Consider the following 22465-nt stretch of genomic DNA (forward strand, 5'->3'; position numbering starts at 1 on the left):
GGACCGTTTCTCTCGTTTTTAGCGGAAACACAAGCCATGTATCTGAAGTATAACGGATTTAATCCGGCTTGTTACTTAAAAAACATTAATGTTGTAGCGTTCAAGCATATCGGACAACAGCGATAGCGGCAGTCCCACCACGTTAAAGTAGCAGCCGTCGATCCGGTCTACGATCGTCGAACCGTAACCTTGAATGCCGTAGCCTCCAGCCTTGTAGTGCTTAATGGTTCTTTTGACGTTTTTACCGAATTCAATATCTTAAGCGGCGTTACATTCGATTGAATATCAGTTGCTACAGTAGAAATAAAGGATTTTGTTACTGCTCCGGCTTTATATGTAACGGTAGCCTTAGCTTTACCTCCACCACCAGAACCGTCTGGATCATCATCTCCTCCATCGTAATTTAATAATTGCTCAATATTGGCTTTCAAATATATTGTAGGTTCCCCATCTTTACTGACGATTATTTTATCGATCAGAATCTCGAGGTCTTTACGATTCAGTATTTCCTTAGCTATAATATCATCAAAAACTTGGAGAGCAGATACTGCCCCTTCTTTGAAACTGCTCGTTCTTTCCCTAACAGCGGTCAATTCCTCAATCTGCTTCGAGACGATATTGATCTGTTGACGTTTATCAGCTTCTATTTCAGCATAATTCTCGGATATGAGTTCCTCCATATCTGGATTCTTCGCAATATCCTTAATCCGTTGTGACATAGTCACTCTAAGTTCATTAGTAAGTTCCTGGAGTTCTTTATTTAGCCTCTTCAGGGAAAGTTCAAAGTTATCTTCTCGCTCAACATGATCTTTAAGTTTGGCATCGAATCCTTCGATGGCACTACTTAACTTTTCTCGAAGTACGGTAAGATGCGCTTTTATCGCAAGAACAAGTGTACGATCTAAGATATAGTGCGTTGCACAGCCTAGTTTTCCAACTCTCCTGTATGTTCCACATATGTAGGACTTATGTTTACCCTCCTTGTTAAGAGCAACCATCCCATGACCACAGTCAGCGCATTTTAGAAACCCCGAGAAAAGATTAATGTGTTTATAACCAGTGCCTCTATAGTTTTCATCAAGACGTTTATTGGCAATCCGTTGCGCTAATTCAAAATCCTCTTTGCTTACAATAGCTTCATGATTGTTTTCAAAAACATACTGCTTATCTGGTTCAACCTTCGACGCTCTCCCGTTGATTTCTGTTAGTTGAAATCTTCCCTGTCGAAGTGTCCCAATATAGAAATCGTTTCTGACAATCCGTTGAACCATTCTTTGAACCCAATTGGTCGTTACATCCTTCTTGTAGACTTTACCGGCATTTTCTTTATCCCTCTTTGCAACCATTGAAGGAGTTGGAATATTATTTTCGGTCAAGTAGATGCAAATCTTTCTATAACCATATCCCTGCAAATACATTTCAAATATTTTTCTAACAACCCATTCTGTATCTTCGTCAATAATAATCTTTTCACGATTAAGAGGGTCTCTCTTATAGCCATATGGAACGGAAGCAATATACTTCCCTTCCTTCATTTTCGTCTTGATGTTATCTTTTATTTTCCGACTAATATCTTTGACGTATCTCTCATTATACCACGTTTTTATCCCTAGTATCGAATCATCATCTGTTTCAGAATCATAGTTATCACTAATCAGTATTAACCTAACACCCTGACGTTTCATGTCTTCAAGAAAAAGCAAGGTTAATGCATTATGTCTACCGATACGAGATAAGTCCTTGACTGCCAAAATAACTTTATACCCGTTCTCGATTGCTATGTTAATTTCCTTTAACATGCGGTTAAAATCAGGTCTGTCAAAAGTATACCCACTAACATTATCGTCTTCAAACATTACAATATTGGAGACTAAGTCTTTAAACTTTTCAACAAAATAATCTTTAATCATTTTTTGCTGAGCGATAATTGTTGCATAGTTCGACTTATCTTCGTCACGACTAATTCGTGAATACCCAAAATAAAGAGTTCTAATCCTAGACGGATTAGAACTCATCGCTTGATCTTTTGAACTCACGCTATGCTGAACCATTGTTCTATACACCTCATCACAACTATTGTAGTGCTTATTGTACCTCAGCTAACCATGTCGGTTCAACACTTTGTTGTGAGAGGGCATTATCTAGAATCAGTTTTTCAAGACCGGATTTCATATCTTCAATACCAGAGATAAATGTTACAATCTTAAACTTCTTGGATTTCGCAACTTTCTTCAAAACAGCATATTCCTCAGAATCTTTTTGATTTTCGGTCATCCAAACAAAGACCAACCTATTCCCTTTATCGACTTTGACTTTCAAACTTCTGGTTTCATCTGAGAATTTAGTTGACATGCTAATCACGACCCCTTAAGGCAATTTGGAGTGATAACCCCATGCCTTTTCGCGGATACCTCTTAATTACAAAAACAAACAGCCTATTCAAGTGTTCAAACTCCCATTCACATATCTAGAACCTCGAACGACAATTTCTAGAAGCACAAATAAGCCTAATCCTTTGTCACAATGACGAAAGATCGGCTCTCTTTAACAAAATACAATACCTAATTTCAAATATCAGGTCACCAAGACCAAATTACCCCTAACCACTGTGACCTCGATTCGACTAAACGTAAATGTTTCCTGAGAGTCGTCGGTCACATATGCACGTAAGATACCTTGTTGAGCTTCAAAAATGAGGTCATCGATGTAATTTTGAATCGTCTCTTGCCGCGTGGCTCCTTCTAAATCGCCTTCAGCAAGAGCTTCTTCATAAAGATCAAGTGGGACACAAAGATAGCATATTTTAGAGACTAATTTATCGAATGCGTAAGAAGGTAACTCCCCGTCGAGGATTTGTTGTTTACCTTGCATGTCAAGAGCAAGCAAAATGTGATAAACGAGTTGCCCTTGACTCAATAAATCAAATATGACCTCCTTATCCTGATCTGTCGATTCCACTTGGAAAATTTTGTTGTAATGAACATAAACCGTCCTTTGCACATTACCCCGCTTGAATGCATCAATGATACTGTCTTTCATTTTGAAAACTTTCATCAAGTCTTCGGCAAGTCTTTGACTTCGAGTTATAAAAGGCAACACTTTCCCGTTCCCAAATATCCTCTGATCAATTTTTCCATGATCATCCGCCATGTCCAAAACCCCTTCACAAGAATTCCAACCTTAAACCCAGTAGGGAAATAGTTGGTTACTCTATGTAAAAAAGCTCTGGTTTTCACTCTGAATTTGAAGGGATTCTCGATTCTTTTCAAAAATTTATCTGCAGAAATTTCATTATGTACATAAAAATGAGCATGATCCCCATAGATAGCTCATCTTTTAAGTTCCAAATAAAAAAAGCCGGATGCAACATCCGACTGGTAGATTATTAATTCACTATGGTAGAAATAACTCATATAGTTATTTCGATATGAAATAGGTCTCAAATCGTTTAAAATGTCTGACGAAACTTCTTAAACTGAAGTCCAGTATTGTATCACTTCCATCATTGAACTCCCCAATGACTTGAATTACATCAATGTCGGGACGAAGTTTGGAAAGTATATCTTCACAATCATCATATGTTCTCATTAAATAAGCAAGTTCTCTTGCTGCTGACTCCATATCAGCACGTTCCTTTTCACTAGCGTCATAATAACCGCCCCCTACACCTCTAACTACCAAATCAATAAAATTTTTACCAGTTTGATCTTCAATATAATGAAAGACAATTTTGAATAACTCAGCTACAGTCTTTTCAACATCAATATCAAATGACATACTAACGTGAAGATCACTATCATTGCTTTTATTTCGTGCAACATCCAAGGATAGTTCTGCTTTTTTCTCCGATCCATTTTTTCGCCTAGCTTCTTCAACAAAAGACTCAAAGGTTTTTATAATGTTCCCCGTATCATTACGCTGTTCAAAAAACTCTCCAATATAAGACTGTTCAATATCCGATGAACGATCTTTGATTACTCTGTACTGCTTCGTATCGCCTTTAGGATTTACAGAAAAAGTAATCATATCAACACCTCGCTTCACAATGTCTAAATATTCCACAATTCTTCACGGAAAAACATATTCCTCTTATATTCATAAATGATATGGTATAATTCCATGTAAGCACTATTGGCGGGAGGAAGTATAGATGTCCATTCACATAAATGACATATTACCAATCAAAATTACAGAAGTAAAAACAGAAGCAGAGTTACTCCTGATATTTGAAGTTTGGAAATATATCAAACATATCGTCAACTCAAATGTATCCTTTACCAACGTTACAATCTCAACTAGACTGTATGCAACTTCACATTACAAGTTTATTTTTGAAAATGGCTTAAAGTTTGATAAAGTTCCTGACTCTAGCATATCAATAAAAGAAATTGAAGATTACTTCTGTCCAAAGAACAAGTTCCTTTTCGATATTGCGTTTAAAACCATAAATGATGAAATTGTTACCTACGATTACAATTACGACCCTGATAAAAACCGAATTCTTCACAGCGATGATCGCTCTACAGCCTATGTCAGTCTTGTTGCTAGGTTATTAGTAGAAGATTTCTTAAATCATCGAAAGAAACCAAGGAAGCTTATCATTGATCACTATGGCTACCAACACACCGAGGACGAGTATGTAGAGCTTTTTATTTTGCAAAACTATGGTAATCGTATATTAGAAGATATAATCGAAATAAGATACCCCCATAATAGCAAACCACAAGCTGAATGGGTAAGTTACATATACCATCAAAGAAGAATAGGAAATTTTATCGAGAAATCCGATGTTGAAGCTAAACATAAGTACTTAGTGGATAACTTCATTCAAGGTGATGTAGTTCTACTTTATACATTCGAAAAAGGGAGAAACAAGATAAAAAAACTAAAAACTTGTTATCCCGCGATAATAGAAAGCTTTAATGAAACTCAGATCAGCTTGATCTACTACTCTCCAATTGAAACAACTGATACACATATTTGCAGACTCCTAGATAACAACCTTGACCCATCTGAGCATACAATTAAGTTGGAGCCAAGAACAGCTAATGAACTGCAACTTGAAGATGTAGGAATTGATCATTTATATTCAAATGAAAGCAATTATATACTTAGACCAATAGATCAGGAGGGTAACCCCATAGATAACGATGGAACAATACAATATTTCAAAATCGGTAATCACTGTCAAAAAATTTGGCTAAATACCATCGAAACCATTTATGCAGTATTTAAAGACCATAATATACAAGCATTTAACGAAGTACGATTTAAGAATATCTACTTCAAAGATAGAACCCCTATATATGATCAAATCAGAGCAACCAACCGAAGGTAACCAATACTGGGTTACCTTCGGTTGTTAACTAATTGCTTTTTTGGAAATGCTCCAAGTAACCGAACTTCTCGCGAAATTTTGGGAACACTTTTGCTTTACCATTATCCCATTTGAAGATTTCTTGTGGTGAAACAGAATCTTTAACACGCGTAAACTCAGGATTTGGTAATTTAGTACTTTTTGTTGGGTAACCCTTTACACTATCCAAATCCAATCTTATTTGAGAAGCATGATTATAAATTGAGCAGACCCCTAAGTACTCGTCTCTCATTAACAAAAACATAAACTCAACCAGTGTAAGGTTAAATTTTTCGTGAGCTTTTACATGTCGATATTTAACATCCGGATAGAAAACCCTATCTTTCAACTTGTTAAGCTCCCACTCTTTGTTATCAATTACTGGAACGGATAAATCTTCGTCTGAGACTAACGTAAATCCAACTAAAATAGGATAAAACTCCCCCTCAAGTCGATAGCCCTCATATGTTGGATATTTTAACTCATTTATTACAAATAACTTCCCTGAGCTACATCCGAGTTTATCGAAACGGCTTTTGAACTCAGATCTCATCGCCCTTAAAAGTTGGTAATTTGTTGTTTTATATTTCCCATCCCGTAACTTTGAAACAAATTGCCCCATCTCTGAATTGATACCGAGATAATGTTGAAAAACCAATATTTTTTCAGAGTCAGTGTTGAACTCTATGTACTGATTGCGGAAATTATTGTCTTGTTTGTCCTTAGGGATTAAGTCCCAAAAGCGCTCATACCCCGGCTTCACCTTGTACTTACCCTCGAACGTTTCTTCATCAATTATGTCTATATTAGCCTTTATAGCCCCATATCTTCTCTTAAAGCTAATATAAGGCGTAGGGATCATTTCTTTACCTTCACTATTGGTGACACGCCCAACATATCTATCATTTTTCACTTCAATTGCGTTTGTCGATTTAACAGAGAGATATGCTCCCCTTGGATCACCATTTGCCTCACAATACCCTGCGTACTCATCTCTAATGATCAGGTACATGAACTCGTAAAGAGTAAGGATAAAGGGTTGACCTGCTTCCACAGACTCATACTTAATGTCAGACTTTTCAATCCCTGTTACATTATTAAGTTTAACATCGATTCTCGGAATTAATATTTGCTCATCGGATACCAGTTCAACTGCAATTGGTTTGACATCATTAACATACTTTCTGCTCTTACCTTTATGTTTAGTTCGAGTAGCGAACATAGACTCCAACCCTAATAACTTGTTGTAGTGTAGAGTTCCACTCTTACTAGCCAATTGTTCATATTCTTTCCTAGATAGTTTTTCTATCTCGTCGTAACCTTCAGCACGAACAGCTTTATTTTTATCCGTCATCTCAAATACGGCATTACCTTTTTTAGAAATACGAACTTTTGTATCCAGCATCTCCGAAACTATTTCGTCTTTCAATTGGTTATATTTTTCTTGACCAATGTCACCACTTAAAAACTGTTCTCGCAGCATTATAAGATTAGGAATTAAAGTGGCTTTATAAGGAACATCACTAAGTCTCCTGGCATCATCAAGAGTCAACACTTCAGCGTCAACTAACCCTCTCAGTTCACGATTTAATTGGCTCAGTTCACGATTTAATTGGTTGTACTCCAATGTTTTTTCCAGTTCACGACTGAATTTGTTAATTTGCAACTCTTTAGCTAATGGCTTATTCTCCACAAATCAGCACTCCTTCCTCAGTTAATCAATATTGGCTGTCTATCAAAAGGTCTAGGGTCTTAAGTTTATTATAGATATTCGACAAAAAACACCGTTGTCCTTCTATGAACTTAATTCTCGACATTACTCCACTAAGAAATCCTCGTAAACACATCGACAAATGGATTGAAGTAACTACAACTTTCGACCCTTTTTTTCCGAAGAAAATATTAGATGCCTGTTTCGAGAGAGAGGGGGTAATTCTATATGGATATCCGCGCAGAGTTTGGACAGAGAGTCAGGGAACTTCGAGCCAGAAGTGGCATGTCGCAAGAGATACTGGCTCATCGAGCGGAGCTGGATCGTACATACATAAGCGGAGTAGAGCGCGGGGAACGGAATATCAGCATCGTCAACATCGAAAAGATCGCCGCGGCGCTTCAAGTGTCGGTTGCATATATGTTCTCCAATGAGAGATTTTCTGCAACCCCTGCCTACCAACAGAAAGACCTTAGTGTTCCACTAAAAGAGCGATTTAAGTATCAAGTGGATAGCGAAAAGAGGATCTTGGCTTTTCAAGTGCATGGACTACTTTCAGGTGAACACGTGGATTACATGTCAAGAACGCTTCTAGGAATTTGCAACGCTTTTGGGAAAGAAGAATTAAACGTCCTTGTTGACCATCGAGATATGAAGGCATCCGATGGCGAACCCGTTGTTTATTCGCCGGAAGTCGCAGAAAAAGCCGTAACATTCCAACGGGAGCTTCTGAAATACAGTAAGCGGGTCGTAGCTTTGTGCAATTCGGAATTTATGGTGCAAAACCTGAACCATGTGGCAACACAAAGCGGAATAATCCATAAAGCTACTCATATCTTTGGGCGAGATAAAGAAATGGTCGGGAGGGCATATGAACTTCTCGGGATCAATGACAATGAGTTAATCAAAGCTAAAGCAAACTAATAAAAGATCCAAGAAAAATCATATTTTTCCTGGATCTAACGCTTAATCATTTCAATTCGTGCGGATACCTCGAATAACCATAGGCATTCCAAAGTGAATCCATGATGGGGCGGATTATCTCGGGAATAACGACAGAATCGAGATCTTCAATAAATATCTCTGGAAAGATCATTTTATCGAACTCATACGGAACAATGTCATGATCAGCATAAAATGAGTCGATATCTTTGAGTGTCAACCCCTCAATACCGTATATAGAAAGCATAACATATAGCGGCTCCCTCATTTCTAACATTCGATAATTTTGAAAGGAATAGTGGAAGGTCTGTCTTAACTTTTCATATAAGCTACTACCTGACATCGCATTATCATAAATAATCCTGGTCGTCGCATGCTCAATGATACCATTCCTGAAAAGCTGAAATTTACATGAACGATCATCAGTATCAGAATAAACTCCGATAAAGTTAATCCGGCGATTATCGACTGTGGTTGCAATAGGAGTAGTCCTAATCTTATTGAAAATACCTGACAAATCCACTACGTTTGATCTTTCAAAAGCAGATATCGGTACGAAGTGGAGAAGGATAAACGAGCTGCTCCCAAACTTTTCAATATGATGGACAACCCTCTCCTCAAGAAAAGTCGAATACTTCTTAGTAAAATCGCTGCTTTCAAGAAACATTTGCCGCAGTTGCTGAATATCCAAATCAAACTTACCGTTTGCTTGTCGCATAAAGAATTTGTTGTTATGTTTGACCCTATGTGGACGAAGCCAGCTTCGTTTTGTTCGGATCACGATCACATACTTGTTGTCTCCGACTTCAATGAACTCAATCTCAACCCCCGCCAACCTGGGCTCGATATTATTACGGAAGATATCGAGAAGGCGCAACTTTTCCTTGTCAATATCGCTGCACGATACCCCTAAAATACTAAAGGGGATTCCTTCTTCCTCGTCGATACCAATCAGTAAATCTCCACCTTGTGAGTTGGCGAAAGAAGTTACGGCTTCACATAATTGCTCAGGACGGATCATGTCTCGTTTATAATCGATCTGCAACCCTTCTCTGACAGGAATATCGCCCAACAAAGATTTCAAATCATCCAAAGTGATGTTCTCGATTGATTTATGTAACAACGACACTTTAACGACCACCTCGCAAAGAAAATTTATCCCACCCGCTTGACCATTCTCGTAAGCTCCTCATAAAAGTATTGGCAAGCGACTTCCTCCATCAAGAAGTCTTTCTCGTTGGTTCTGATCCCTTTCTCATTGTAATACACGAGCCATCGGTTATTCTTACGTTCCAGACACAGCCGCTCATTATAAAGTCCGCCATCCAAACTGTAACTATCCTCGGGAACGCGTTCTTCCTTCAACCGGAGTCGAAGTTCTTCTCGGGTCAACTTTATCACTTCCTCGTTACTTTAGCGTTTTCCTGATGATTTCAACAATGTCCAAGAAAATCCTGCTTTGATCGGGAATTTGAGTGGGATGAGTAGGTAAATCTTAAAGATGATTACCCCTTTGAGGGGGGTTCAAATTTACTAGGAAAATCGCCAATCAGTGTTTCAATTGCGATTTACCAGTCTGTTTGTCAATGCTTAACTTCAAATAAAAAGAGACACTGCGTGATGAGCATTTGCAATGTCTCTTTCGTGGTAACAGATCAATCGTTCTTGTATTTCGGATCAAAATTCAATTGCTCTGAGCAACGGCATTGGCGAAGGATTCCATACTTTGAACCATAAGATCTGTTCGGCGTTGAATAACCTCTTTGTTAGCCGTTTTTCTACTTAGGGTCTCACCGAACTCAGAGTCCTTGTCGTATTCATCAATCAGGAACTTTTGCGCCCATTGTCCGAACCCTGCCGCGGGCAAATCCATTTCATTCGCCTTTCTCGCCGTAATAAAAAGCGAAGGGACAACGGATTTCTTCAGGCTCTTAAACATTTTTGATGTCCAATCTTGGAAGCCCTCCATCATATACTCGGAGAGCTTTTCGATCTCAGCTACAATCTTAGTGTCAATTGGCGATTTCCCGATTTCTCGCATATACAACTTCATATCTTTGCCAGAAAAGGACATGTCCCGTCCAGAAAGAAGGGCAATGACTTGAACTGCCGTTTTCCGATCAACATAACCCTCTAAATCAGCTTTAGTAAAGTTGACGTTTCTGAACAACGCAGAATCCGTAATATGTTTCAACACCGAACGATTATCTTCTCCGAGCAAAACCTGAGATTGCTCGATGTCAGATAACGGCTTGGTCTGGTTAACGCGGTAGAAGATTTCCTCTACATCCTCAAGTGAATATGACTCATCGAAAATTGTAACAGCAAAGCTATACCCCATCACTGCTTGCTGAAGATCTTCCGGCAACCCACTAAACTTCAAACCTGAAACAGATTGTTCTCCTACCAAAGGAATATCATCGGTCAAAGCGAAGCCATCATCAATGAATAAAAACAAAGTGTTCAAACGCTGGAGACAATCAACTGCATAATAAATGTTTTTCGTCTTGCTTCTTGAATTACTTTCGAGACTATCACCATTTTTCCAAACCAACAGATTCGGAATGTAGCCATCGGTCAAGACAGTGTGCATTAAGAGACTTTGCCAACTACGATCCTTCCGGCGAACGTATCGACGTTGGAAGGGGAGGTCGAAATTGATTTGATTCTTCATCTTGACTAATTGATACGTTGTCCACTGAACTGTTGATCTTGCCAAAATTATCCCACCTTTGAGAGGAACTTTAATCAAAAGACTCTTTTTATTTTACCACTTAATCCGAGCTATCGTATATTGCGTCAATAGCCACCCAAACGGGAGATCGAGAAATTAAATAGAATGATACGCTTTGTAGAAGCTGATCCCTTGCTTGACCCCACTGAAAAACATAAACTCCTTAACGAATAATGACTTCCTGTCCATCACTTCCTGCAGGGCAGTTAATAGTTCAAGCTGGTCATCAGACAAGGATATTTTCAGATCTGCTATAAGCTGCTGCTCAAGATTTCGATCTTCCTCAGGTACGTCTTTTTCCCGATTGGCTAAAACGATCAACCTCATCTCATTTGAAAGTGCCGAACCAATACAAGCAGGTAAACCGATGTCCTCCGTCAAGGTCTTCTGAGTTACATTCCGATAGCGACATTCCAAGAAGAATACCCTCCTTTTAACCAATGCTCTCGCATTGCTTGGCAAACTTGATCCCGATCCTGGCTCCGGCTAAGTAAACCCCTTCATACCTTCGAGACATGTTGTCCTGATTCACCTTGCGCCAGATCTCCAGTTGCTCGAATTGGGATGCAGTAAAGCTGTCTTTTAACTGCTTCATAATCTCCGACTGATGTCCATCCAGATGGACAAATTCATCGGTAGACTGGGCATCAAGCTCAATATATCGACTATCCTCAAGGGACTGCCTGATTAATGAAGGCAATTCGTCTGGATTTTGAGCTTCTTTGGATGGCGACCAAGGCAAAGAATCAGGACTATTCAGAGCAGATACGTGACCGGCTTTTGGGAAACCATTTTCGTGCAATTTTAACCCCTCCTTTGCAATTGTGCTTGTAAGTTACCGTAATTGCTTGGAAATTGCAAGGAACTTCAAGGATGATCGAGAAGGCGAGAAGGGGGAGGGCAAAAGAAAAGCCGTTCGATACCCCTGATTAGGTAAAGAACGGCTTCGATTGGATTAACGAGATGCTTGCTCTTTGATGTACTTTACCAGCGCGGCGGGCGGTTGCTTCATCATTTCAAGAAGCTCTTTCAACTTCGTAAGGGAGGTCGGGTTAACCCACGCCAACTGCTCACCATCAATATCATTTAGAATGGTGACATTAAACTTATCACCTTCATCTTGATGATCAATGCAAACATCAAGGTCACCCTTTTCAAAACGAATGCTTGTGTAGAAGCCAGAACTCTTTGTATAGCTGCCATACTGTCCGTTGTGATATCCGTTGAAAACTGGATTGATGTAGTTCTCCCTCGCCAAGTCCGATACCCATTTGTTTACCAGCAAAAGGACATCTTCCGATGAAAGTTGAATCATGTGATCGCCTCCTGATTTTTCGATATACCAATGTAAATCAGATGGCGATTCGGATGCAAAACGTAAACGGGTTGATCCTTTCAACTAGAAAGACAACTAACTCATTTCGTCTCGATAAGTGTTATTTGATAAACACGATATAGACCATGTCCATCGTCAACGGTTGATCTTCCTCATAAAACGTGATCTTGTCCTTCAGATCAGCCGATAAATTCTTGATAAGGTGCTGCGCGGCGGATAAAGTATCCTCGGAAAAATGGTAGGTACAAAAATTTAGCGCATCTACAAGCTATACCCCTGCGATTCTTACTACTTACTTGGGATGACGATATAGGGTGAACTCTTGATGTAAGGCGAAGATTTACCCTTCCGCTTTTGGACTTTTTTTAATAGGATCTCCGGCAGATCGTAATGATTCATTACAGATTTCTTGATTTGACGGAAATCTGATAAAGAAGCTCGGACTGTTTCAAGATCTTCGGCTTCCATCAAGCGGTTTACTACATCTCCAAGCAAAGTAGAACAGGCTTTTGAAGCATAATGAATATTACCTGCAACTGTTGCAGGAGGAACCTTAAAATAACTTGCGACTTTCCTATGATTCAAGTTTCCTTCGGTTAAATAATAGTTAAGTCGATCACCGACATTGCTACTCGATTGATGATGAACTGAAGTCGCATATTCTTTGGCGAAGTCAAAGACTTCTTCAATTGAAATAATCTTCTCCCGAATCAGTTCCAATTCCAATGGCACCCGTCTTAAATGCTTTTCAGCATTCAATAAACCAAGTTCCCTTTTCAGTTCCTTAAAGATGTTTGCCACAATTAACGCCTCCCTTTCCAAATAATAAGGGATGGAGTCACTCATCCACTTATAGAACAATTTTTACTACTACAATTTTGTAAATTGTATCAGCGAAATTATCCAAAAAATAAACACAGTCAAACCCCTTAACCACTCATGATAGAGTAATTTGGGATTGTGATTGGAGTGTTGTGAGTAGGAGAATGTGACAAACATATCATCTTTCTAAACGACCCTTGTGACGGAATTCTTTAAGCATCTGATTTAAGACTTTCCCCGTTTTCAAGCGGATCACGATTTGCTCCTGTTGACGTTTGGTGTTGGACTCGATCCATGAATACTCGCCATCAAGGGCTGCTAATCTATTCAGAAACTCGTCTTTCTGTAGGTGGACGTACTCAAGAAAAGCCTCCTTCTCCAGCGTATCCTCAAATAACAGAACGACTTCGAAAAATCTTCGCCGCGCATACCCCTGTTCGTGGTTATCTTCATCGTATAGGAACTCGTTCAACTTGTAGTGAGGACTGCCCTTGATAAAATACTTGAAGGCGTAGTCGGGATGGATCTTGAACTCCCCGAAAAAGAGATAACCCCATTCAGGAACAGGTGTGGTGTAGCGACCGCTATCAAGCAAAGCCACCTGTCTACCATATAGCTGCGTTCCGAAATACTTGATGTTCAGCATCTGATACATTGTTGATTCATTATACATTGCATACGCATAAAATTCGGGTAACAATTCTGGTCCTTCATCATCATCCTCAAGTGTGATCGTAAACTCGGGATTGTAGATGTTGTAATAGACATATTCATCGTTTTTCCATTCGTCCTTGTTCTCAAGGCGCTTCATGATCTGCTCGAAAGGGGATCTGGTCAGTAAAAAACGTTTCTTCCAGAGGTATTCGATGTTGTTGACGTCCGCGCTCTTATCAATGTCGGTATTGGTGTCTCCGACTCGGGTGTAGATGTAGTTGGCACGAACCTTTCTGCCGTTGTCGGAGAAGTCCTCGGTTAAAAAATAAGGTGTGTCGGTGCTATTTTTGACGATCAGAACATCGACTTCGTGACCGTCAAGAAATAACGTCCGCATCTCGACTCGGGGTCGGTTTCCCGAGACAAACTTCTTAGATTTTAGGAAGTCGATCATTTGCTGTTGATTTCTACGGTTTTCGTCATGCTCGACCCCGACAATATTGAAAGTGCCATCCGCGATACCGAAGATGATGTAGGCGTCCCTGTCTACTCGGTTGTTTGCCATACAGATGATGTCGTGTAACAAGTTGGCTTTATTGGAATGGTGCTTCTCCTTGAAGTCCCAATAATCATCTTCGCGTTTGGAAAGGATCAGAGCCTTTATTTCGTCTTCTAAGTCGATACCCCGCAAGATTGTCACCGTCCTTAACTGACTCACATTCGCCTAAATTATAACAAAAACCGGCATTGTGCCGGTTAATAGATCCCTATCTGCCAATCAACAAATATCATGCCTAGGATCGCAAAGAAGAATAATAGTGGGGAAGTGCAATAACTCCCCCCAATTTGTATTAAATAAACATCTGACTCATAAAACCTTTTTTCATTACTTCAAGCTCAATCTTTTTCATTCTAAGCAGTTCTATTTTCCTCGATAACTTATAGAGGAAACTGGATATCTTTTGTTGCTCCTTGATGTAAGGTAACGGTACTTCCAAACTTGCTAATGCTGGCTTAGACAGTCCAAAGACTGATACCCCATTTGCATTTACATTGATAAACTTCCTGTATTCAACAGTTTGAGTAAAGAAGTGCAAAAACAACGGGTCAAGGCGGCTATCAGGTCTAAAACAATGGGTATGTAGTCCTCCAATTATTTTCCTATTGTCCACCTCAAGAAGAACAACACTCTTACCAAGATCGGAAGTGTCTTCGGATGCATCAGCAAATACTACATCTCCGTCTTCAAGAAGTGTGTATGTTGTTTCAGTATCAACACTTAATGACGGAAGCTCCGTCTTTGAAGTAATCACTCCCGAGAATTTAGAGTGAATATCACCGTAATGAACATGTTGATATTCCCCTTCTCCCTCAACACTGCGTGAAAAACTGTAATTTCTAATAAACGAACCTAATTCCTCTAAGACCGATGAATCCCATTCAGGAAATTCCTGCCCATTCTCATCCTTGAACCGAAGCTCCTGTGAGAAAATCTTCTGGAGCATGCCTTTCTTGAACAACTCCAGCTGTTCGATCTTCTCCTGTTGCTTCACGATCTTTTGATCGAGAAGGGAGAAAAAGGACGCGATTTTTTGTTGTTCTAATATAGAAGGAACAAAAACCTCAATTTCCGATAGATCTGCACTGTTTATCGCAGGGTAATTTGAACCTGTACATCGTATTAAAACCTGTTTTTCAAATCTGCTTGAATAAAGTAAGTGATATATAAATTCACTTGATTTTTCATTACGTAATTGAGCAAATCCTGTGGATGCAACGACTGGAAGGTCAAAAACATCTTTAAAGATATAATGATTCTTTTGATAAGGTCTAACAGTTTGAAATAGAACATCTTTCTCTCTTAAAAGTCTTTGTGCCCGGCTTGGAGCATCCTCTTTTCTGATAACATTTATTTCATATAATTGCCCCGATTCAACACTTTCAAGGTCTATATATACAAACTCGTTAGGGATAGGATCACTTTTAGGGTTTATCTCACATAGCGACCCCAGTTCCACTGGATTCCAAGGGTCAGTGAAACTATTGAAACGCAGATTAGGACTCCTACTCATTGACTCTGACCCCCAACTCTTTAAAATACTTTTCCAACTCTTGATCTATACTCGAAATCTCATCGTCAATTTCCTTTAATCGAGTTTGAATGGCTTGAATATCTATCGCTTCTTCTTCCTCAAACGTATCAACATAGCGAGGAATGTTCAGGTTGAAATCATTCGACCTAACTTCGTCTAGACTAGCGGCATATGAATACTTCTCAATGGTCTGCCGTGTCTTATAGGTTTCAACGATCTTCTCCACATCTGCATCTCGAAGACGATTTTGGTTCTTCCCTTTCTCGAAATCGTTGGAAGCATCGATAAACAGAATGTTGTCATTCGCTTCTCGGCACTTTTTGAACACAAGGATACACGTTGGGATCGTTGTCCCAAAGAAGATGTTGGCTGGTAAGCCGATAACAGCATCCAAGTAGTTCTTTTCTTCGATTAGGTACTTACGAATAACCCCTTCTGCCGCGCCGCGGAACAATACCCCGTGGGGAAGAACCACTGCCATTGTTCCATTATCATCAAGGTGATGAATCATATGTTGCACAAATGCGAAATCCGCTTTGGATGCTGGAGCCAGTTTACCGTAGGCACTGAATCGCTCGTCCTGCAGGAACTTCTCATCTGCACTCCATTTAGCAGAGTAGGGGGGATTGGCTACTACGGCTTCGAAGCGCATATCAAGATGCCGCGGCTCCTCTAAACTATCGGCATTCTGAATATCGAAGTTATGATAAGATACATCATGCAAGAGCATGTTCATACGAGCCAAGTTGTACGTAGTGGACGTTTTCTCCTGTCCATAAAACTTCCGCACTTTTGCTTCCTTGTTAACCCGCAAAAGCAACGATCCCGAACCGCAGGTAGGGTCATAGACATTTCTTAAATTCTGCTTACCTAGTGTCACTATTTTGGCAATGATTTTTGAAACTTGCGGTGGGGTGTAGAATTCGCCAGCTTTTTTACCCGCGTGAGCTGCAAACTGACCAATTAAATACTCATATGCATCCCCTAAAATATCAATATCCGCATCATCATGTGTGAAAGGTATGCTATTGATATTAACCATTACTTTTGCAATAACTTTGGAACGAGACTTCACATCACGACCCAATTTTGAAGATGATAAGTCCATATCTTCAAACAGATTACGGAATTCTTCCTGGCTTTCCGCTCCTAATGTTGATTCAGTTACAGCAGTGACTGCTTTCTGTAACATTTCAATATCGAACTTACCTTGTTCTCCCTTAGCAATTTCCTCAATCATGCTTGAAAACAGATAGTCGGGTTCGATAACGTAACCAATCTCCCGAATAAGTTGATCCTTTAATCCTTCACGATAAGCTTGATCCTTCCAAGCATCTTTATAAGAAATGTTATCTTCCTCGAGCAATTTGTTAGCCCGATCCTCCGTTTTCTCTGATAAGAAGCGATAAAAGATCAAACCGAGAATATAGTCCTTAAACTCGTAAGCTTCAAGTTGACCCCGAAGGTCGTTCGCCATATCCCAAAGCTTCTTATGTAATTCGCCCTGTTGATAACGCTGTAACTCAGTCGTTGTCATCTGCTTACCTCCTCCTTTAGATACCCCATTAATATTTGCTTGATATACTGCTGTTCCCATACGATTCTCTCCTGAAGTAGACGATTTTTTCGATGTAATAATCTGTGGACGCTACCAATCTTCACTTGATCGTCCATAGGTGGCAAAATAATTTCCAAAGTCCTAAGCATTTGAATAGATAAGGATGTGACGCTCGTTCCTTGAGTAGCAATCTTCAACTGTTTGCGACAATCTGGATGCTCATTGATAAACCACTCTAGGTAGTCAGGATGTAATTCACTTGTAGGCTCGATGATGGCAAAGTTAGAGGGGATCAGCTTACCTGCATGCTCCTGTTGCAATGCCACTGCTCGTTGTCCAGTCAAGCTAATTAAGACTAACCCCTCTTTGGCGAGCGGTAAAGACCCCAAACGATGTTGATCTACAAGAACATCTTGCTGATTTTCTGATGATGTGGGATCGGGACTTAACCACTCATTCATTTCCTTCATCGTGTAGACCGGAAGCTTAACTGCATCCATTGAAGGTGATGTCTGGATACGCGCTAAAAATGCTCCTTGCACAACTGATGCACATTGTTCTAAATACAAACCAGCCCTCCCCTTTGCTATTTCGTTAAATAGCATTCATTTCAACATCTCCATCATAATAAAAAACAGCAGAAAAGGCAATCCCTTTCCTGCTATTTTTATAAATAGCACTACGAAAAGCGTTTGGTATGCTCGGTGATGAATTCAATAATCCGTTGAATCATCGCTCTCTTTTGTAGGAACGGTAACTTGACCGCATCACTTATCTCTTGCTGATTAACAAGTCCACCATACTCATATTCCTGAACAAAACTTTGGATCGCTTCAGGCGATAACCCCACTTCACCTGCAAACGCCTCGATTTCCTTCATACGTTCTTCTTGCTCGAACGCATTATAGTTATCATCTACTGAATCAGCATTCGTTAGGGTTGGTACGACTTTACGCAAGAACTCTTTCAGCAAATTTGCCTTGAGTCGAAGCTGCTCATTGTCTGCCCGATCAATCTCACCTTCAATATCCTTTATCGATTTGTCCCGTTCTTCCTGATTGTCGAAATCGATGTTACGGATCAGATTCATAATGTAGCTGACATTGATCCGGTCGGTATGCATTAACTCGATCAGGAAGTCCACGTTCGCCAAAATCGATTCCTTACCCCCGCCGCGCTTTACTTCATCATAAATTCGGAGATACTTGCTCTTATAGTCCTGGTACTCCTGCTCGTTGATACCTAATCGAGCTGGGTCGAATTCAAACTCGGTGAAAGTCTGGAGACGAGTCAGATACTTGGTAAGCTCGCGGAAGCTAACCACAAACTCCTGTTTTTCTTCCTCTCGCTCCAATGCATCTACTTCCGCTGGCGTAGTGGCGAGGGCTTTTACTTTCGCCAATGCTGCCCTAAACATTTGAAGGTACTCTTCATAGCTTTTCATCAGGACATCGTCAACATTGTCCGTCTTCGAGAACAACTTGATCGCTTCGTCGGTATCTTCCTTCAAGTTACGGAAACAGACGATATTTCCGTAGGGCTTGGTCGCTTTCTCTGTACGATTGGTGCGAGAAAAGGCTTGGATCAAATTGTGATACTTCAAAAAGCGATCCATGTAGAGGATGTTCAAGGTCTTGCTGTCGAATCCCGTCAAAAAGATATTGACTACCAACAGAATATCGATTTGAGCGGTCTTAACTCGTCTTGAAACATCGGCAAAATACCCCTGATACTTATCGGTAGAGAAATTGGTGCCGAACATGGCATTGTAGTCCTTGATTATACGTTCAAGGCTATCTCGCGAATGCTCGTCTTGTCCGTCACCCTCACTATCTTCATTCTGACCATAGGTGAAGATAGCTGCAATCTTGAAATTATGAGACAACGATTTGAAAGTGTCGTAATACTTGATCAGCATTGGAATGCTGTCTACAGTGAATAACCCCGTATACCCCTTGCTGCGCGATTTACGGTCATGATGGGTAATGATATTCTCAGCGATTAAACGGATACGATCATCATGCATCCAAACTTCATCAGTCAAAATTCCTTTTATGCGGGTCTGATCCTTCTCGTCAATCGAAACATCAACGGTCTGGATATAATCCACCGAAAACCCCAAGACATTACCATCATGAATCGCATCTTTAATCAGATACGTATGTAGACATTTTTCAAAAATATCGGCAGTTACCCGACCGTCCTGACTTTTATTTACCTCGAACAAAGGTGTCCCCGTGAAGCCAAAATACTGCGCCTCTTTAAAATGATTGTCGACGAGTCTTTTCATCTTACCAAACTGGCTGCGGTGACACTCATCAATAATAAATACGACCCGCTCTTGCTGATACGGCTTCATAATCTGCTCATATCGCGGATTTTTTATCGCGTTCGCCATCTTTTGAATTGTAGTAACGATCAATGGCTTCGTTAAGTCCGAAATTTGTGATACCAGTTTATTCGTATCATCCGTCATGTCCACCGAATCGGGTTCAAACTTGTTAAACTCCGCCAAGGTCTGGCTATCCAAATCCTTACGGTCAACGAGAAAGAATACTTTCTTAATGTGTGGTTCATTGGCAAGGATTTGACTCGCCTTAAATGATGTCAACGTCTTACCGCTACCAGTGGTATGCCAGATGTAACCATTATTCTTGGTTTCTAAGGCACGCTTAATAAGTGCTTCGACAGCATAGACTTGATACGGTCGCATAACCATTAATAGCTTTTCGGTTTCGTTCAATACCATGTAACGGGCGACCATCTTCGCCATGTGGCATCTTTCTAAGAAGCTGGCGGCAAAATCGCTTAGATTGGTGATCCGATTATTTTCTGCATCCGACCAGAAGAAGGTATGCGAAAACAGGATGTCACCATCCGAGTTCGCAAAATATTTCGTATCAACCCCATTACTGACAACAAACATCTGCAGATAGCGATATAACCCCTTGAAGGAGTGTTTTCGATACCGTTGGATCTGGTTGAACGCCTCTTTGAAGTCTAAGCCGCGGCGCTTTAACTCGATTTGAACCACAGGTAAGCCGTTAATGAATATTGTTACATCATAACGGTTCTTATACTTTCCTTCGACTGTGGTCTGATTGGTGACCTGAAAGATGTTCTTGCACCAATCACGAGTATTCATCAGCTCAAGGTAAACCTCGGTTCCATCATCACGTTGGAACACTTGTTTATCCCGGAGAATCTTTGCGGAGTCGAAAATACTCTTGCCGTCAATCTGTGTCAGGAACCGACTGAACTCGGCATCGGTCAATGGCTGACCGTTTAATTTCTTCTCATTGAACCTATTCAACTGCTGTCTAAAGTTTTCGATAATTGAATCGTAGTCACTTATGGTCACTCGCTCGTAGCCTTGACGAACAAGCTGCTCAATCAAATTTTTCTCCAGTTGGGCTTCTGATTGATAGGACAAAATTCAGAACCTCCTTAGATAACTTATACTCCTCATACATTGGTTTCTTATATTATTCTACAATGTTCTATCGTTATCCTTCTAAAGACCCAGATTGATCTAGAACAACCGAAACAACATCTTCAATTGATACCCTGCAAGGTTAATCACCATTTTAAGTTATTACAACAAAAACCGGCATAAGTGCCGGTTTGGGTGATCTCAATTTTCAATTTACAAGTATTAATGGATGCAACAAACCTCTTATCTTTCATGGGAGTTCCTCTTTTTCTACTTAGCCTTCTTACGCAGTAGATGCTGACGGTTTATTGTCGTTTCGAGCATCGATTAAGACGATGTTTTTTGACCCATGTAACCCTAATTCTTTCAGTATTCTATCAACTTTCTTAAACTCATGCTCGGTGAAATATATAATCACTTTAATCGACTTGCCAGTCTCGTTTGCTTTTTCATAAATAGAAACTTGGTTCTTCAAGTTTCTTCTTAACTGAGAATTGCTTGCCAATTTGAACTCAACCAAGGTCTTATCTTTGCTTCCTCGGGAAATCTTAAAATCAACTGGACCCCTTCCGTTATTGACTTCTCTATTTACATCAGAGACGGTTGCAAACCAAGTTAATCTATACAGTATTTGTAGGTCTTCCTCTTTCTTAATTGGCAAACCATTTGAATAAAATATCCTATACCCATCATTATTCTCAATAACATTTTTCAAATAGATTACTCTTTGCAAGGACTCTTCAAATGTATTCCCTGATGTTCGATAAAAATCAGTCTCCGATTTTAATAAATGTATTAACTGCTTAAACTGCTCAACATAGAATGTCGCTGACTCTTTCACTTTTTCAAGGCTACTAGCTTCCGCCTCATCCCCATGTTGTTCTTTGAATTTAATATAATAATCAATAAATTCAGGATATTCAACTATTACTTTGCTAACAGCATAGCTGCGGTCTTTAGCAGAATGCTTCTTAGGCAACGCCATATAGAAATAATTATTAATTTGTTCCCGAAGCTGCTCATTATCAATACATTCCGGAATCAATGCAAAGTCTTTTACGATATCAGACTTATTAATCCACGTATCATCTTTAGTTAGTATGTCGACTGGCGTTAGAAGCACATAGTCATTATTAAAATAAGGCAAGGTGAAAAAATCTCTTTCCCATGTTTCAGTCTCATAATTAAACCTAACGTTCTGAACATGGACTTTTCTCGTAAATTTCGGTTTCAAATGCTTCAAAGCAAAAGCCTGAGTATACCCCAAAAGATACTCATGTATTAATCTCGTGGTAAAGTCGCTAATATTATCGCGACCTACGTTTTCCTTTATAATACATAATTTTTCAAGATGACTACCCTGTGTAATCTTCTCTTTACCGAAATCAGAAAATAGATTTCCTAGATTTTCATGGAGCGCAACTGCAAAATCTCTACCTAAGCCACTTCCTCCATTTCCATTACGACAGAATCCAAACCAGTTCTGCTTAATCTCGGGAAACATATACCATGCCCGTAAAAGCCCATCGGAAATCATTCCACTCTGTGCTTTATCCCTAAGGAATCTTAAATACTTTAGAATATTGTTATGTAACATCTGGTATTCTTTCTTCGGACTATTAAATAATAGAAACGGGTCAATGAATAAAGGTAAATCATTAATAAGCGAAATATCAAATGCACCATAATTCTCAAGGACACTTGGTTTTATTTCAAAAAAGTCAGAGAAATATACCTTTAATTTCATCGAACCGACCCCCAGTAACAGTCAACAATCTTTTCTAATATGTTCGTCAATTAGTGACATAATTCCTGCAAGATCAAAT

General features: G+C 39.7%; 19 protein-coding genes and 1 pseudogene. 2 read left to right on the forward strand and 18 right to left on the reverse strand.

Annotated features, from left to right (window positions below; all coding sequences use genetic code 11):
- Positions 1–75: 75 nt before the first annotated feature.
- The 5 genes and pseudogenes from ACFSW5_RS00690 to ACFSW5_RS00710 all read right to left on the reverse strand — a co-directional run.
- Positions 76–213: pseudogene (locus ACFSW5_RS00690) on the reverse strand (Maf family protein); the annotation flags it as partial.
- Positions 168–2051 carry a recombinase family protein gene (locus ACFSW5_RS00695; protein WP_379268648.1) on the reverse strand — a complete coding sequence of 628 codons (1884 nt, stop codon included), beginning with the start codon at positions 2049–2051 and terminating at the stop codon, positions 168–170. The pseudogene ACFSW5_RS00690 and the gene ACFSW5_RS00695, both read right to left, overlap by 46 nt.
- 34 nt (positions 2052–2085) lie before the next feature.
- On the reverse strand, positions 2086–2352 hold the full coding sequence (locus ACFSW5_RS00700; RefSeq protein ID WP_080837125.1) for a hypothetical protein: 267 nt from the start codon (positions 2350–2352) through the stop codon (positions 2086–2088).
- Positions 2353–2574: 222 nt separating this feature from the next.
- On the reverse strand, positions 2575–3150 hold the full coding sequence (locus tag ACFSW5_RS00705; RefSeq protein WP_379268651.1) for a hypothetical protein: 576 nt from the start codon (positions 3148–3150) through the stop codon (positions 2575–2577).
- A 267-nt stretch (positions 3151–3417) separates the two neighbouring features.
- On the reverse strand, positions 3418–4026 hold the full coding sequence (locus tag ACFSW5_RS00710) for a hypothetical protein (RefSeq protein ID WP_080837121.1): 609 nt from the start codon (positions 4024–4026) through the stop codon (positions 3418–3420).
- A gap of 124 nt (positions 4027–4150) precedes the next feature.
- Between ACFSW5_RS00710 and ACFSW5_RS00715 the strand changes: the two genes are divergently transcribed.
- Positions 4151–5338, forward strand: coding sequence for a hypothetical protein (locus ACFSW5_RS00715; RefSeq protein WP_379268653.1), 1188 nt, complete (start codon positions 4151–4153; stop codon positions 5336–5338).
- A gap of 28 nt (positions 5339–5366) precedes the next feature.
- On the opposite strand, the gene ACFSW5_RS00720 is transcribed toward ACFSW5_RS00715, so the two are convergent.
- A complete protein-coding gene (locus tag ACFSW5_RS00720; RefSeq protein WP_379268655.1) occupies positions 5367–7049 on the reverse strand; it encodes a hypothetical protein in 1683 nt (560 codons plus the stop codon).
- A gap of 246 nt (positions 7050–7295) precedes the next feature.
- On the opposite strand from ACFSW5_RS00720, the gene ACFSW5_RS00725 reads away from it, so the two are divergent.
- Positions 7296–7991, forward strand: a complete 696-nt coding sequence (locus ACFSW5_RS00725; protein ID WP_379268657.1) for a helix-turn-helix domain-containing protein — start codon at positions 7296–7298, stop codon at positions 7989–7991.
- Between the two features lie 46 nt (positions 7992–8037).
- On the opposite strand, the gene ACFSW5_RS00730 is transcribed toward ACFSW5_RS00725, so the two are convergent.
- The 12 genes from ACFSW5_RS00730 to ACFSW5_RS00785 all read right to left on the reverse strand — a co-directional run bounded on the left by ACFSW5_RS00730 (position 8038) and on the right by ACFSW5_RS00785 (position 22386).
- On the reverse strand, positions 8038–9138 hold the full coding sequence (locus ACFSW5_RS00730; RefSeq protein ID WP_379268660.1) for an AlbA family DNA-binding domain-containing protein: 1101 nt from the start codon (positions 9136–9138) through the stop codon (positions 8038–8040).
- Positions 9139–9693: 555 nt separating this feature from the next.
- On the reverse strand, positions 9694–10728 hold the full coding sequence (locus ACFSW5_RS00735; RefSeq protein ID WP_379268662.1) for a DUF262 domain-containing protein: 1035 nt from the start codon (positions 10726–10728) through the stop codon (positions 9694–9696).
- Positions 10729–10839: 111 nt separating this feature from the next.
- Entirely contained in the window at positions 10840–11160 is a 321-nt protein-coding gene (locus tag ACFSW5_RS00740; RefSeq protein ID WP_379268664.1) for a hypothetical protein, read from the reverse strand.
- A gap of 16 nt (positions 11161–11176) precedes the next feature.
- Entirely contained in the window at positions 11177–11545 is a 369-nt protein-coding gene (locus tag ACFSW5_RS00745) for a hypothetical protein (protein ID WP_080837107.1), read from the reverse strand.
- A gap of 153 nt (positions 11546–11698) precedes the next feature.
- Positions 11699–12058 (reverse strand): hypothetical protein, encoded by a 360-nt coding sequence (locus ACFSW5_RS00750; RefSeq protein WP_379268667.1) that lies wholly within the window; start codon positions 12056–12058, stop codon positions 11699–11701.
- Between the two features lie 309 nt (positions 12059–12367).
- A complete protein-coding gene (locus tag ACFSW5_RS00755; RefSeq protein ID WP_379268669.1) occupies positions 12368–12880 on the reverse strand; it encodes a hypothetical protein in 513 nt (170 codons plus the stop codon).
- A gap of 199 nt (positions 12881–13079) precedes the next feature.
- Complete coding sequence (locus ACFSW5_RS00760) at positions 13080–14246, reverse strand: ATP-binding protein (RefSeq protein ID WP_379268671.1); 1167 nt, start codon at positions 14244–14246, stop codon at positions 13080–13082.
- Between the two features lie 160 nt (positions 14247–14406).
- On the reverse strand, positions 14407–15627 hold the full coding sequence (locus ACFSW5_RS00765) for a restriction endonuclease subunit S (protein ID WP_379268673.1): 1221 nt from the start codon (positions 15625–15627) through the stop codon (positions 14407–14409).
- Positions 15620–17185, reverse strand: coding sequence for a type I restriction-modification system subunit M (locus ACFSW5_RS00770; RefSeq protein WP_080833603.1), 1566 nt, complete (start codon positions 17183–17185; stop codon positions 15620–15622). Before ACFSW5_RS00770 ends, ACFSW5_RS00765 begins: the two co-directional genes overlap by 8 nt.
- Positions 17182–17811, reverse strand: a complete 630-nt coding sequence (locus ACFSW5_RS00775) for a restriction endonuclease subunit S (RefSeq protein ID WP_139787128.1) — start codon at positions 17809–17811, stop codon at positions 17182–17184. The genes ACFSW5_RS00770 and ACFSW5_RS00775 overlap by 4 nt, the downstream gene beginning before the upstream one ends.
- 74 nt (positions 17812–17885) lie before the next feature.
- A complete protein-coding gene (locus tag ACFSW5_RS00780) occupies positions 17886–20639 on the reverse strand; it encodes a type I restriction endonuclease subunit R (protein WP_379268676.1) in 2754 nt (917 codons plus the stop codon).
- A 283-nt stretch (positions 20640–20922) separates the two neighbouring features.
- Positions 20923–22386 (reverse strand): hypothetical protein, encoded by a 1464-nt coding sequence (locus ACFSW5_RS00785; protein ID WP_379268679.1) that lies wholly within the window; start codon positions 22384–22386, stop codon positions 20923–20925.
- Positions 22387–22465 lie beyond the last annotated feature (79 nt).

It is taken from the genome of Paenibacillus thailandensis, assembly GCF_042685365.1.
Taxonomy (GTDB): domain Bacteria; phylum Bacillota; class Bacilli; order Paenibacillales; family Paenibacillaceae; genus Paenibacillus_AP; species Paenibacillus_AP thailandensis.

Excerpts from the sequence above, each read along its gene's own strand:
- ACFSW5_RS00725 (WP_379268657.1), top strand. The coding sequence starts at position 7,296 with ATGGATATCCGCGCAGAGTTTGGACAGAGAGTCAGGGAACTTCGAGCC.
- ACFSW5_RS00770 (WP_080833603.1), bottom strand. The coding sequence starts at position 17,185 with ATGACAACGACTGAGTTACAGCGTTATCAACAGGGCGAATTACATAAG.
- ACFSW5_RS00785 (WP_379268679.1), bottom strand. The coding sequence starts at position 22,386 with ATGAAATTAAAGGTATATTTCTCTGACTTTTTTGAAATAAAACCAAGT.
- ACFSW5_RS00700 (WP_080837125.1), bottom strand. The coding sequence starts at position 2,352 with ATGTCAACTAAATTCTCAGATGAAACCAGAAGTTTGAAAGTCAAAGTC.
- ACFSW5_RS00750 (WP_379268667.1), bottom strand. The coding sequence starts at position 12,058 with ATGATTCAACTTTCATCGGAAGATGTCCTTTTGCTGGTAAACAAATGG.
- ACFSW5_RS00775 (WP_139787128.1), bottom strand. The coding sequence starts at position 17,811 with ATGCTATTTAACGAAATAGCAAAGGGGAGGGCTGGTTTGTATTTAGAA.
- ACFSW5_RS00695 (WP_379268648.1), bottom strand. The coding sequence starts at position 2,051 with ATGGTTCAGCATAGCGTGAGTTCAAAAGATCAAGCGATGAGTTCTAAT.
- ACFSW5_RS00710 (WP_080837121.1), bottom strand. The coding sequence starts at position 4,026 with ATGATTACTTTTTCTGTAAATCCTAAAGGCGATACGAAGCAGTACAGA.
- ACFSW5_RS00715 (WP_379268653.1), top strand. The coding sequence starts at position 4,151 with ATGTCCATTCACATAAATGACATATTACCAATCAAAATTACAGAAGTA.
- ACFSW5_RS00765 (WP_379268673.1), bottom strand. The coding sequence starts at position 15,627 with ATGAGTAGGAGTCCTAATCTGCGTTTCAATAGTTTCACTGACCCTTGG.
- ACFSW5_RS00705 (WP_379268651.1), bottom strand. The coding sequence starts at position 3,150 with ATGGCGGATGATCATGGAAAAATTGATCAGAGGATATTTGGGAACGGG.